This is a genomic window from Bacillus sp. sid0103 (assembly GCF_019219025.1).
Map to the genome: position 1 here is coordinate 135,652 of NZ_JAHUWN010000001.1, position 12,425 is coordinate 148,076.

The following is a 12,425-nucleotide window of genomic DNA, read 5'->3' on the forward strand; positions in this document are numbered from 1 at the left end:
TTAATCCTCCCTATGCATGCAAGTTGGACTACTGACATACATTTTGTCATTCTAAGATGTTTTAGCCTTTAATATGTCTAAAGCCATTTGGGCGGCATGTTGTTCGGCTTCCTTCTTTGATTTTCCCGTTCCTACACCCAATTCCTTCCCGTTCAAGGAGACTTTAGAAACAAATTCTTTGTTGTGTGCAGGCCCAATCTCTTGAAGAACACGATACTCAATTGTCCCTGTTCCATCTCGTTGAATGAGCTCCTGTAATTGGCTTTTATAATCCATCACATGAGAAAAAGCACCAGCATTTATTTTAGGAAATACTACTTTTTCTAGAAAACTTATAACTATTTCAATTCCTTGGTCCAAATACAGGGCACCGATGAATGCTTCAAAAACATCGGCTAATAAGGCGGGACGCTCTCTTCCCCCTGTCATCTCTTCTCCTTTACCTAACAATACTAAATTTCCAAAATTTAGTTCATTAGCAAAAGAAACTAGTGACGGTTCACAAACAATGGCTGCTCGAAGTTTAGTCAGTTCACCCTCGGTCATCGTTGGATATTTTTTGTAAAGGAATTGTGAAACAGTTAGTTCTAGAACAGCATCCCCTAAAAACTCAAGTCTCTCATTATCTTCGAAAGGCTTTCTGCGATGCTCATTCACATAGGATGAATGAGTAAAAGCTTGTTTTAATAATTTCTCGTTCTCCATCGTAATACCAATCGTATTTTGAAAACCTTTAAATAGATTTTCTTTTGCGCGATTATTCAACTCTTTTTCATTACCGTTCTTGCGCATATAAAACTTCTCCACCTTGCATCAAATAATTTACAAACTACACTTAGTACTAGTTTAAAAAAGTTTTTCACAAAACGCAAAGAAACTTGGCATCACTGCTGGAAGCCAAGTTCTATTTTACAGAATAAAGCTCCGTTTGAAAACGGAGCTTTTGTGAATAAATCCAACGATTACTTCGTGCTTTGTATGTAATTAACAGCGTCACCAACTGTGCTAATTTTTTCAGCATCATCGTCAGAAATTTCCATATCGAACTCATCTTCTAATTCCATAACTAGTTCAACTACGTCAAGGGAATCAGCACCAAGATCATCCTTAAATGAAGCTTCAAGTTTAACTTGAGATTCATCTACACCTAAGCGGTCAACGATGATTTTTGTTACACGTTCTAATACCTCTGCCATGCCTGTTCACCTCCCCTCAAGCTATTATAGAGTATTTCATCAAAATAATACACTAGGTTTTTATTACTATTTGCATTTTTAACTTTTTGAACTGTCTAGCTACAGCGCCCTACGCTGCTGAACGGGCGCTTCCGCTTTTCTAATCACATCACCATTCCGCCATCGATATGAAGGGTTTGTCCAGTCATATAGGCAGAATCGTCAGAAGCTATGAATGCCGTGATTTTAGCAATATCTTTAGGTTCTCCTAATCTCGCCAAAGGTATTTGTTTTAACATTTCTGTCTTCACTTCTTCTGTTAGTTTATCTGTCATATCGGTTGTGATGAAGCCAGGTGCAATCGCATTTACCGTTATGTTACGAGATGCCAGTTCTTTAGCTGTTGTTTTGGTTAATCCAATCACCCCTGCTTTGGCAGCAACATAGTTAGCCTGCCCTGGGTTCCCGCTAACTCCAACAATCGAAGCGATATTAATGATGCGTCCTGCGCGCTGCTTCATCATTTGTCTTGTTACCGCTTTGGTACAAAGGAACACACCTTTAAGATTGATATTAATAACATCGTCCCATTCTTCTTCTTTCATTCTCATCAATAAATTATCTTTTGTAATACCTGCATTATTAACAAGAATATCAATTTTTCCAAAGTTGTCTATGGTTCCTTTTACCATTGCTGCAACTTCCTCAGAGTTTGAAACATCACATTTTACAGAAAATGCCTCTCTGCCCAGAGCTTTAATTCCATCCACAACCTCATTTGCTTTTGCTTCACTGCCTGAATAGTTTACAGCTACATTTGCTCCTTGTCGTGCAAGTTCAAGAGCGATCTCTCTTCCTATCCCTCTTGAAGCACCTGTTACAAGGGCTGCTTTCCCATCAAGATTCATAGCCTTTCCTCCTTTAATGCATCTATAACAGTTTGTGCACTCTCCTCGTCTGATACAGAGAAAGTGGTAACTGTTTTATCGATTTTCTTGATTAAGCCTGAAAGAACTTTACCCGGTCCAATTTCAATGAATGTATCGACACCTAACTCAATCATTTTGCGAACGGAATCCTCCCATAATACAGGGGAGTAGAGCTGCTCAATTAATTTATCCTTCATTTCAAAAGCCGACGTTATTGGTTCTGCCGTTACGTTGGCTACAATTGGCACGGACGCGTCCTTCATTTCAATTCCATCCAGGACTTCACGCAGTTGGTCTGCTGCAGGTTTCATCAAAGCGGAATGAAATGGACCGCTAACCTCTAATGGAAGCGCCCTTTTTGCTCCTGCTTCTTTTGCTTTAGCGCCCGCGATTTCGACCCCTTTTCTCGAACCCGAAATGACGATTTGCCCAGGACAATTTAAATTTGCTAATGATACTGGATTGCCTGATTCACTTACCTCGTTTGTTACCTCAAAAAGACGGTCACGGTCAAGTCCTAATATGGCTGCCATAGAACCTTCTCCATTTGGGACTGCATTCTCCATAAACTCGCCCCGTTTTCTAACAGCATACACTCCTTCTTCGAAAGAAAGTGTGCCTGCAGCAACAAGCGCGGTATATTCTCCTAAGCTGTGACCCGCGACGTAATCAGCTTTGATCCCAGACTTTTGAAAGTAGTCTAAAATAGCAATACTTGTCGTTAATAGGGCAGGCTGTGTATTAAAGGTTTTGGTCAATTCTTCCTTCGGTCCTTCAAAAATTAGGTTACTCAGTGGAATATTTAGCTTTTCATCGGCTCTTTTAAAATAATCCATAACCTCATGGTGTTTTTCTGCTAACTCTTTTCCCATTCCGACTGCTTGTGATCCTTGTCCTGGAAACACGAATGCTATTTTATTCATTTCAACACTCCTTTACCGTTCTACTTTTTCACTATTTGCTTCTTCCGTTGACATCTTAATTAAACCAACAACATCATTACTTACCATTTCCCTAGTTTGCCTAATTGCACTAAATATAGCTTGCCCATTGGATGAGCCGTGCGCCTTAATAACAGGTGCCTTTAAGCCAAATAAGGCTGCACCGCCGTATTCCGAATAATCCATTGTATTTTTTAAGGTTTTAAGATTCGGTTTCAGTACTGCTGCAGCTAATTTACTAGTAAAACTACTCATTAAGGCCGTTTTTAACATTTTAAACATGGAAAGAGCTGTTCCTTCTATTGTCTTTAGGACCATGTTTCCCGTAAATCCATCGGTCACAACCACATCCGCAACACCTTCTAGCAAATCCCTCGCTTCAACATTTCCCACAAAGTTAATATCGGCATTTTTCAACAAATCGAATGCTTGCTTAGTAAGTTCGTTCCCTTTTTTTTCTTCAGTTCCAATATTTAATAGACCGACTCTTGGCTTGGCAATACCTCTTACCTTTGCACTATATATTGAGCCCATTTGACCATACTGGAGCAGATGTTCTGCTTTGGCATCCGCATTCGCTCCTACATCTAATAACAGAAATCCCTCGCCGCCTATGGTTGGAAGCGTTGGGGATAAGGCTGGGCGGTGGATTCCATCTATTCTGCCTACCACAAAAAGACCTGCCGCTACTAACGCCCCTGTATTTCCAGCAGAGATACACGCATCTGCCAATCCATCTGCTACTTGTTGTGCGGCTAACACCATAGAGGCATCCTTTTTACGGCGAACCGCTTTTACAGGTTCATCTGTTCCAAGGATCACTTCGGTTGTATGAACAACAGAAATCCGTTCATGATTGGTTAATGTTTCGTTAATTTTATTTTCATCCCCGACAAGGGTAATATGTATATCTGAAAATGCTTGTACGGCTTTAAGTGCCCCTAATACGATTTCTTTTGGAGCATTGTCGCCTCCCATTGCATCAATTGCTAATTTCATTTTCCTCATCCTTTACCGATTTTTCGAACGGTACATTTCAAATTCTCCGGTAAAAACAATTTCATTGTTTACAAAACTTGTGACTTCGACAATCGTCCTGCCTATGTTTCCATCAATTTTCAATACTCTTGCTTTGGCAATTACCCGCTCATTTAATTTGACCGAATGTTTAAATTGAATATTCGCTTTTGCTGTTAACGCTAATTCATCATTGATAACAGCCACAGCTAAGGAATTCGCCTGTGCAAATACATGATGACCCCGGGCAATGTTATTTCGTTTAAATACATGCTCTTTCTTTACATCAAAAATCGAAATGGCATTCTGATCCAATTCTATATGAATAATTTCTCCAATCACTTCTTCAAGCGGTAATGAGCGGACTTCATCATCAAATCGTTTCTCAGCTACAGTCTTAATCCGCTCTCTGAGTTCAGGAATTGATAATTCTAAACGGTCTAGACGAATTGTTTGAACACTCACCTGAAATTTTTCTGCTAAATCCTCATCAGTAATAAATGGATTATCTTTAATTGTAGAAGTCAACAATTGTTGTCGCTCTTTTTTACTTTTTCTCATGAATTTTTACACCGTCCGCGATCTTATGACTAGGTACTAATAGTAGTATAAAATTTGAAAAAGCAGATTGCAAGAATTAGTTTTTTCTCCTGACCCTCTGTTTTTTCCAATCAATGAGCACAGTAAAAAGAAAAAGTTTGATTTAATCTAGCTTTTCCCCTTCTAAAACGCCTGATTCACCCAGTATATTTCTTAAATATTGATATTCAGGGGCTGCCCAAAAAGCTTCAGACTGGATTAGCATCACCGCATCATTTCTCGCTGTTTCAAGGGCCCGATAATCATGAACCATATCTGCCACCTTAAATTCAGGAACACCGCTTTGTTTTCTGCCAAAAAAGTCGCCTGGCCCTCTAAGCTCTAAATCTTTTTCACTTAAAACGAACCCGTCGTTCGTTTCAGTCATGATCCGCATTCTTTCTTGGCCAACTTCTGATTTTGGACTAGCCAGCAAAATGCAGTAGGATTGATCACTGCCGCGTCCAACCCGGCCGCGCAACTGGTGAAGCTGCGAAAGGCCAAACCTTTCAGCATCATAAATCACCATAATAGTAGCATTCGGTACATTTACCCCTACCTCGACCACAGTCGTTGAGACTAACACTTGTACTTCATTGGCACTAAATGCCTTCATCACGGAGTCCTTTTCTTCTGAGCTTAAGCGGCCGTGCATCAGACCTGCTTGATAGCGATTTTGAAAATAATGACTTAATGTATTATATACGTCAATAGCATTTTGAACATCTAGCTTTTCGGATTCTTCAATTAGCGGGCAGATAACATAGGCTTGATGGCCTTTTTGTAATTCTTTTTCAACAAAAGCCAGGACACGTTCAAGCATTTCTGGTTTTGCCCAATACGTTTCAATTGATTTTCTACCTGCTGGCATTTCATCAATTATGGAAACATCCATTTCCCCAAATACTGTAATCGCAAGTGTTCGAGGAATCGGTGTCGCAGTCATAAATAGAACGTCTGGGTTCTCACCTTTTTCTCTCAGAACTCTTCGCTGTTCAACCCCAAAGCGATGTTGTTCATCTGTGATGACAAAACCGAGTTTCTTGAAGGTAACCTCGTCCTGAATTAGGGCATGTGTTCCAATTAAAATATCAACGTTCCCTTCTCCTAGTTCGTGAAGAATTTCTTTTCTCCGTTTCCCCTTTACTGAACTCGTCAGGAGTTCACACCTAACATGAAATGGTTCTAACATTCTTTTTAAGCTTTCTGCATGCTGCTCTGCCAAAATTTCTGTTGGAACCATAAGCGCACCTTGAAAACCTGCCGTGACACTGGCATACAAGCCAATGGCTGCAACCACTGTTTTTCCCGAGCCAACATCACCCTGGAGCAATCGATTCATCCGAAGCCGTGATTTTAGTTCTGCTAACACTTCATTAACCACACGGGATTGAGCATTCGTTAACGGAAAAGGAAGACTATTAATAAACTCCGTTACCTTTGTTGCATCGTAGTTTTGAATGACTCCTGGGGAATGTTCCCGTTCAAATTTCCTTAATGCCTGCATTTTTAATTGAAACAAAAGAAATTCTTCATAGACGATGCGCCTGCGTGCCTGTTTTACATCTTCTTGGCTGTCAGGAAAATGCATCGCTTTTAACGCCGCTTGCCGATCAAATAGTCGATATTTTTTTAGAAAAGTGATTGGCAGTGTTTCTTCAATAAACTGTCCATATTGTTGAAAAGCAATGCTGATAAATTTCCGGATTCCCTTTGTCGTTAATTTTCCTCTTAATGAGTATACAGGCTCAAAATCCTTTGTCTTTGCATTTGTTCCCATCTGCATCTCATTGGCCGTAATGGTTTGCCGATGGGCATCCCATTTTCCTGTGACCGTAATGGTTTCATTGATGCTGATTTTATTTTTTAAATAAGGTTGGTTAAAAAAGACTACTTTAATCAAATGTGCTCCAACAAAAAGTCGAATCATAAGTTTCGATTTCTTTCTGCCATAATAGACAAGAGAAGGCTCACTATGAACCTTCCCTTCCACTGTTAGTTTCTCATCATGCTGCACCTCGGTTATTTCACGGAGGCGGTAATCTTCATAGCGATAAGGAAAATACTCTAAGAGATCTTCTATCGTAAAGATTTTCATTTCTGAAAAAATGTCAGCAGTTTCTTCACCAATTCCTTTTATGACCGTAATTGATTGATTAAGATGTGGATTCACTATTACTTCGCGGTATACCGAAGATCTTAGCTTCCAGTCTCCGACCTGTCGGTGCTGCCGCCAACCCTCCCTGCCCAGTTTCTTTTAGTGCTGTTGGCATTGTTTGAGCGATTCTATACATTGCTTCTATCACGTCATCACAAGGGATTTGACTTGTAATTCCAATCATGACGGGACCAATGATATCAAACACGCTCCTATATTTCACTCCATTCTCCCCCTCGGGCGCTATTCTATCTCATAACCCTGTTTTTATTGTCTTATTTTTCCAATTGCTTTTTTCCACAAAAAAAGAAGGGAAAACTCCCTTCTATTTTAGCTTTTCATTATTCAATTGAAAAGATAAATGAATATAACGGCTGTCTGCCATTATGGATTTCAACTTCAACATCTTCATAATGTTCTTCTACAAACTGACTTAGCTTGTTTACCTCTTCTTCGCTAATGTCTTCCCCATAAATAATGGTTAATATTTCTGAATCCTCATCTAGCATTTGTGAAAGTAGGTCCTCAGCAACTTTTCCTTTGTCCTTGTTTTTAACAACGATTTTTCCTTCAGCAATACCCATAAAATCATCTTTCTCGATTTCTAAGCCATCAATCTGGGTATCCCGAACAGCATAGGTTATTTGACCAGTTTTCACGTGTTTTAACGCTTCATTCATTGCATCTTGATTTGCCTGAAGTTCAGCTGAAGGATTAAACGCTAACAAAGCTGAAAGTCCCTGCGGGACCGTCTTAGACGGGATCACATAAATTTCCTCTTCCGAAACATCTGCTGCCTGCTGAGCTGCCATAATGATGTTTTTATTATTAGGTAAGATAAATACTTTTTTAGCATTTACTTCCTTAACAGCCTTGACGATATCCTCCGTACTCGGATTCATCGTTTGCCCGCCTTCAATAACCTCATGAGCACCAATACTTTTAAATAAATCTGCAATCCCTGAGCCCATAGACACGGTAACAATTCCGTATTCTTGCTTCTCTTTTGAGGACTTTTTACGGTCAGTAGCGGAGGCACTATGTGTTTCGCCAACAATATTGGTGTGCTGTTGACGCATGTTTTCTATCTTCATGTTAATTAAATTTCCATACTTTTGCCCATAGGTAAGTACTTCTCCAGGTTGTTCGGAATGAATATGCACTTTCACCACATCATCATCCGCAATGACCAATAAAGAATCGCCCAATTTACTGAGGTCATTTCTAAACATGCCTTCATCAAACGGATGTTTTGCTGTTTTTTCTTGTTCAAAACGCACCATAAATTCGGTGCAATACCCAAATTCAATGTCTTCTGTGTTTATATGTCCTTGAACACTTTTATGGTGTTCAGTACTGACCAATTCATCCATTGAAAGAGCTGCAGTAGGTGTATCAGGCAGCTTTTCGCCTTTTAGAACTGCAAGAAACCCTTCATAAACAAATACAAGTCCTTGGCCGCCACTATCAACCACGCCAACTTCCTTTAAAACTGGAAGCAGTTCTGGAGTGCGTTTTAATGAAACCTTTGCTTCTTTTAATACTTCTTCCATAATGACAATGATGTCATTTGAATTCTGTGCAGCTTGTACGCCCTTTTTAGCAGAATCCTTAGCAACAGTTAAAATCGTTCCTTCTACAGGCTTCATTACGGCTTTATATGCAGTTTCTACTCCAGCCTCTAGGGCGTGAGCAAAGTCTATCCCTGAGATGTTTGCTTTCGTTTCAACCGCCTTAGAAAAACCACGGAATAACTGTGATAGAATAACTCCTGAATTTCCGCGGGCCCCCATAAGCAATCCCTTGGAAAGGGCTGATCCCACTTTACCAATATGGTCTTGAACATTATTTTTTACTTCCTTAGCCCCAGATGTCATGGATAAATTCATGTTAGTTCCGGTATCACCATCTGGCACGGGAAAAACGTTTAAAGCATCAACCATTTTTGCATTCGCTGCTAAATGATTGGCCCCTTGAATCACCATTTCGGCAAAACGTTTTCCATCTAAAGCTGTTATTGACACTAAACTTTCCTCCTCTACAGAGTTCGTTACACGAACTTACGGGTTCGTCACTCGAACTCCCTGAACGTAAATATTTACGGAGTCAACGGCAAGTCCAACAGTCTTATCGAGGGTATATTTAACCTTTGATTGCACGTTGTGGGCAATTTCGGAAATTTTCGTTCCATAGCTAACAATAATATACATATCAATATGTAATGCTTCATTCTCTTGGCGAACAATTACGCCACGAGTGAAATTTTCTTTACGTAGTATTTCCGTAATTCCATCTTTAATTTGATTCTTTGAGGCCATTCCAACGATTCCATAACATTCGATTGCCGCACCTCCTGCGATGGTCGCGATTACTTCGTTAGAAATATCAATTTGTCCGAACTTTGTTTTTAATTCAATGGACATGAATCGTTCCCCCTCCTGAAAAAAATTGCTCCTTGACTACAGTCATTTTACTATAGTCAATGCAATATTGAAAGTTATTCCTGCCTGATTAGTATAAGAGCATTTAAATAATGATGATGTCAAGGTTTTTTTCTTGAAAGGATACTATTGCAATCAAATAGGTTGTATGATAAATTATTAAGGTATCTCAAGTCTAGAAAATTTGTTCATACAATTTTCTTTTTCCAGATGAGGATCTTAGATTGCTGTATAAAGCTTTTGGTAGTTAAGGAGGGAAATCATTATGCCACGTCAATGTGTTGTAACTGGAAAGAAAACAACAACTGGTAACGCACGTTCTCACGCTATGAACGCAAACAAGCGTACATGGGGTGCTAACCTACAAAAAGTACGTATTCTTGTTGATGGAAAGCCTAAGCGTGTTTGGGTTTCTGCAAGAGCGTTGAAATCCGGTAAAGTAGAACGCGTTTAATAGAACGTTTGGAATGGGCATCCGTTAAGGATGTCTTTTCTTTTTATTCAAAAGCTGTATTAAAAGTCAATGCTGATTCCAGCGGAAGGCGTGAAGCGATGAGGAGGCTCCACGGACCGCCCGTGGAAGGGAAGCACCTTTCGCTCCAATCAACATATTTATTTTTTCCCAATAAACAAAATAAAAAGCACCCAAATTAAACGGGTGCCATTAGCTTAAAGATTATTAACATATGCATATGCTATTCGTTCTTTTTAAACGCTCCAATCATCGCGCGGACAAGTCCACCTAAAAATTTCGGCAGTTTAATCGTATAAAATTTCATACTGTCCCTCCTCACAAATCTCCCCAGCTTATTTCAACCCAACTTTTTTCGAACGCCCTACCATTTTATTCAAACGAACGAAATCAGTACCAAAAACATTGAAGGCACTATTCCAACTTTAATGGGCTATTCTGAGTTAGTTACAAAAACATATTAATCATGACTTCTTATCACTATTAATATGCCTTCAGAAAATGAAAAAGTACCATAATCACTAATAAGTTCATTACTAATACATAGTGTTGAACCAATTGAAATATGACGATTATTCAAAGGAAATTTGAAGCCCTCAAGGGTAAGATTGCGGATATTTAGTGTTAAAGGAACAAAGGAAATATATTTTTTTGCATTCATTTTTTCAATCGTATAGCTGCCTGCTTCTTTAATAAAAATGATGTTATTACGGTCAATTAAACAAATATCCACTTCTTTTTTTTGGTTGAATTGATTGAGTAATAAATGTACATTAGCAAACAAATGATCCAATCTGCCTCCGGTAGCCCCAAATAAGCGAATGGCGCTTGGATGCTGACCAAGTGCCCAATTGAGGGCCAGTTCCATGTCTGTTTCGTCCTTTTCCGGTTTATACTTTTTCAATTCAGAAACACGGTCTTCAATAAACATTAATTCGTCTAAAGACACAGAATCGAAATCGCCAAAAGCAATAAATGGACTAATATTTCTTTTTAAGAGGTGATAGACGCCGCGGTCGACTCCTACCCAAATTGCATCACTTTCTATGTACTCAGTTAAATCTGGCAAAAGGTCTTCAGGGCCTCCGGCAACAATATTGATAATCATAACAATTCTCCTTTTTCAATATGCAAAAAGCCAGCACGTAAGCTGGCCTCCCATTAACCTCGTATCAGCGAAATTGCCTTCGCATAATCTTCTTCATTATATATAGCAGATCCTGCCACAAGGACATTGGCTCCCGCTTCCATGCATAGTTTTGCCGTTTCTGAATTAACACCGCCATCAATTTCAATCTCTAGGTCTAAACCTTTTTGTTCTGCCATTTCTTTTACTTTTCTAATTTTCGGAAGAACCTCAGGTATGAACTTTTGCCCGCCGAATCCTGGATTGACCGACATTAATAGGACCATATCGATGTCCCCAATTATGTGTTGAATCGATTCCACAGGTGTAGCTGGGTTTAAAACTACACCTGCCTTAATTCCAAAGGATTTAATATTTTGGATCGTGCGATGTAAGTGAGGACATGCCTCCACATGGACGGTAATATAATCAGCACCTGCTTTAGCAAATGCTTCAATATATTGATCAGGGTTTTCAATCATAAGGTGTACATCAAGTGGAAGTTTCGTGATTGGACGAATCGCTTCAACAATCAAGGGTCCAATCGTAATATTAGGTACAAAGTGACCATCCATGACATCAATATGAATGTAGTCAGCTCCCCCTTTTTCCACCGCTAAAATTTCTTCACCCAATTTCGAAAAATCGGCTGATAGTATGGAAGGTGCTATTTTAACCATTATTAATACCTCGGCTTTCTATCCTTTATCTCCTGTAAGAAATCTAAATAATGTTCGTATCGATATCCTGGGATATCCCCTGTGTCTACGGCTTGTTTCACACCACATTTGGGTTCAGAAACATGCAAACAGCCTCGAAATTTACAATTCTCACTTGCACTTTGTAGTTCAGGGAAACAAAAAGTTAAATCTTCCGCTTCAATATTAGTAAATTCCAATGAACTAAATCCTGGAGTATCGGCAATAAGTCCATTGCCGATCTTAATTAATTCCACATGTCTTGTCGTATGCTTTCCTCTGCCTAAATGGGAGGAAATATCATTTGTTTTTAAATCAAGATCTGGCCTAAGAACATTCAGTAACGAGGATTTCCCAACACCAGATTGACCAGCAAAAACAGATATTTTATTATCAACATGCGGACTTAACATTTCAATTCCTGCTTCTGTTTCGGAAGAAGTAAGGATTACTTTATAGCCTGCTGCTGTATACTGCTCTGCATAATCCTTTATCATCATTTTCTCATCATCGGTAGTAAGGTCCATTTTGGTAATGCAAATTAGCGGTTCAATCCGATTAAATTCAACAAGAACGAGGAAACGATCTAATAGGACTGTACTGAATTCTGGTTCAACAGCGGAAAACACAAGAATGGCTTGATCTACATTTGCAATCGGTGGCCGAATGAGCTCATTCTTGCGAGACTTTACTTCCATAATGTACCCTTCCAAGTCATTTTCAGCTTGAAAAACAACTTCGTCACCTACAAGAGGGGTAATTTTATTTTTTCTAAATACCCCTCTGCCACGGCATTGGATTAACTTATCATTTCCAAGTACATAATAGAAACCGCTTAATGCTTTAACAATTTTTCCTTCCGGCATAGCCACACTCCTTGCCTTTCAAT

The 12,425-nt window shown here is 39.3% G+C and carries 14 protein-coding genes and 1 pseudogene; 1 reads left to right on the forward strand and 14 read right to left on the reverse strand.

The window, feature by feature from the left end; translation table 11 throughout:
• Positions 1 to 51: 51 nt before the first annotated feature.
• From rnc to KW850_RS00660, 10 genes and pseudogenes are all read right to left on the reverse strand, one after another.
• A complete protein-coding gene (gene rnc / locus KW850_RS00615; RefSeq protein WP_218345653.1) occupies positions 52 to 792 on the reverse strand; it encodes a ribonuclease III in 741 nt (246 codons plus the stop codon).
• Positions 793 to 962: 170 nt separating this feature from the next.
• Entirely contained in the window at positions 963 to 1,196 is a 234-nt protein-coding gene (gene acpP / locus KW850_RS00620) for an acyl carrier protein (RefSeq protein WP_026566432.1), read from the reverse strand.
• A 143-nt stretch (positions 1,197 to 1,339) separates the two neighbouring features.
• The gene (gene fabG / locus KW850_RS00625; protein WP_218345654.1) at positions 1,340 to 2,083 is read right to left on the reverse strand and encodes a 3-oxoacyl-[acyl-carrier-protein] reductase; all 744 of its coding nucleotides are present in this window, start codon (positions 2,081 to 2,083) and stop codon (positions 1,340 to 1,342) included.
• On the reverse strand, positions 2,080 to 3,027 hold the full coding sequence (gene fabD / locus KW850_RS00630; protein ID WP_218345655.1) for an ACP S-malonyltransferase: 948 nt from the start codon (positions 3,025 to 3,027) through the stop codon (positions 2,080 to 2,082). Before fabD ends, fabG begins: the two co-directional genes overlap by 4 nt.
• Before the next feature lie 12 nt (positions 3,028 to 3,039).
• Positions 3,040 to 4,044: a phosphate acyltransferase PlsX gene (gene plsX / locus KW850_RS00635; RefSeq protein WP_218345656.1), complete on the reverse strand. Its 1,005-nt coding sequence runs from the start codon at positions 4,042 to 4,044 to the stop codon at positions 3,040 to 3,042.
• Positions 4,045 to 4,056: 12 nt separating this feature from the next.
• A complete protein-coding gene (gene fapR / locus KW850_RS00640) occupies positions 4,057 to 4,623 on the reverse strand; it encodes a transcription factor FapR (RefSeq protein ID WP_218345657.1) in 567 nt (188 codons plus the stop codon).
• Positions 4,624 to 4,765: 142 nt separating this feature from the next.
• Entirely contained in the window at positions 4,766 to 6,814 is a 2,049-nt protein-coding gene (recG, locus tag KW850_RS00645; protein WP_218345658.1) for an ATP-dependent DNA helicase RecG, read from the reverse strand.
• A pseudogene (locus KW850_RS00650) lies at positions 6,798 to 6,983 on the reverse strand (L-serine ammonia-lyase, iron-sulfur-dependent, subunit alpha); the annotation flags it as partial. The pseudogene KW850_RS00650 and the gene recG, both read right to left, overlap by 17 nt.
• Positions 6,984 to 7,140: 157 nt before the next feature.
• Positions 7,141 to 8,823: a DAK2 domain-containing protein gene (locus KW850_RS00655; protein ID WP_218345659.1), complete on the reverse strand. Its 1,683-nt coding sequence runs from the start codon at positions 8,821 to 8,823 to the stop codon at positions 7,141 to 7,143.
• Positions 8,824 to 8,859: 36 nt separating this feature from the next.
• The gene (locus KW850_RS00660) at positions 8,860 to 9,222 is read right to left on the reverse strand and encodes an Asp23/Gls24 family envelope stress response protein (protein ID WP_026566425.1); all 363 of its coding nucleotides are present in this window, start codon (positions 9,220 to 9,222) and stop codon (positions 8,860 to 8,862) included.
• A gap of 283 nt (positions 9,223 to 9,505) precedes the next feature.
• On the opposite strand from KW850_RS00660, the gene rpmB reads away from it, so the two are divergent.
• Positions 9,506 to 9,694: a 50S ribosomal protein L28 gene (gene rpmB, locus KW850_RS00665; RefSeq protein WP_026566424.1), complete on the forward strand. Its 189-nt coding sequence runs from the start codon at positions 9,506 to 9,508 to the stop codon at positions 9,692 to 9,694.
• A gap of 241 nt (positions 9,695 to 9,935) precedes the next feature.
• On the opposite strand, the gene spoVM is transcribed toward rpmB, so the two are convergent.
• The 4 genes from spoVM to rsgA all read right to left on the reverse strand — a co-directional run bounded on the left by spoVM (position 9,936) and on the right by rsgA (position 12,402).
• Positions 9,936 to 10,019 (reverse strand): stage V sporulation protein SpoVM, encoded by an 84-nt coding sequence (spoVM, locus tag KW850_RS00670; protein ID WP_035445740.1) that lies wholly within the window; start codon positions 10,017 to 10,019, stop codon positions 9,936 to 9,938.
• Between the two features lie 153 nt (positions 10,020 to 10,172).
• Entirely contained in the window at positions 10,173 to 10,820 is a 648-nt protein-coding gene (locus tag KW850_RS00675) for a thiamine diphosphokinase (protein WP_218345660.1), read from the reverse strand.
• A gap of 53 nt (positions 10,821 to 10,873) precedes the next feature.
• Positions 10,874 to 11,518 (reverse strand): ribulose-phosphate 3-epimerase, encoded by a 645-nt coding sequence (gene rpe, locus KW850_RS00680; protein WP_218345661.1) that lies wholly within the window; start codon positions 11,516 to 11,518, stop codon positions 10,874 to 10,876.
• A gap of 2 nt (positions 11,519 to 11,520) precedes the next feature.
• Positions 11,521 to 12,402: a ribosome small subunit-dependent GTPase A gene (gene rsgA, locus KW850_RS00685; RefSeq protein WP_218345662.1), complete on the reverse strand. Its 882-nt coding sequence runs from the start codon at positions 12,400 to 12,402 to the stop codon at positions 11,521 to 11,523.
• Between the last annotated feature and the right edge of the window lie 23 nt (positions 12,403 to 12,425).